Genomic DNA, 569 nt, shown 5'->3' with positions numbered 1-569 from the left:
CAACGAGCACGGTGCGCCATACTGACCTCAAGTACGCGTAAATACTGTACAACAATAGCATCTTGTACAGATATCGTACTCCAAATGCATAGATTTTAATGCACAGCGCAAGACCTCGGTCACGCCACTAGCGATATGATCAGGTCCGCAATATTAAGAGGTACGAATGCCACGGTCAGCAGCGCATAGGCCTTGCGCGAGCTGGCTGCAAACACACACAGTGGGATCATGATCATGACCACGTCAAAGGCGCCCCAAAGCGCCATGGGCGAAACGCCGAACAACAGAATGTTGACGATGAACCCAAGCAGGTAATAGCCCGACAGGAACAGCAGCGCGTAGCGGCCATCCTGCTCGAAGTACACACGAAGCCCTTCGCGCTCGTCCTCGCTGCGGCTAGGCAACATCAGCGCCGAGGAAACGAACAGCGCAAGTGCCAGCAGCACCAACAGCAAAAACTCCTGGAACGAGAAGGTCGCCCTGACTTGCGGCAGCGAATTGACCGCCCACCAGAAATCCATCTGGGTGGTGAAGAGCATGACCGCCCAGACCAGAGCCACCCAGTCTGG

Annotated in this window: 1 protein-coding gene; it reads right to left on the bottom strand. The window is 55.4% G+C overall.

What is annotated here, in order from left to right; genetic code table 11:
• Window positions 1-119 precede the first annotated feature (119 nt).
• The coding region (locus tag SB725_RS30100; RefSeq protein WP_410923012.1) for a hypothetical protein at window positions 120-569 on the bottom strand (450 nt) is incomplete at its 5' end.

Source organism: Pseudomonas sp. SIMBA_041, assembly GCF_046535095.1.
In the GTDB taxonomy this organism is placed as follows: domain Bacteria; phylum Pseudomonadota; class Gammaproteobacteria; order Pseudomonadales; family Pseudomonadaceae; genus Aquipseudomonas; species Aquipseudomonas mucoides.
This window is presented reverse-complemented; position numbering and strand designations above follow the sequence as displayed.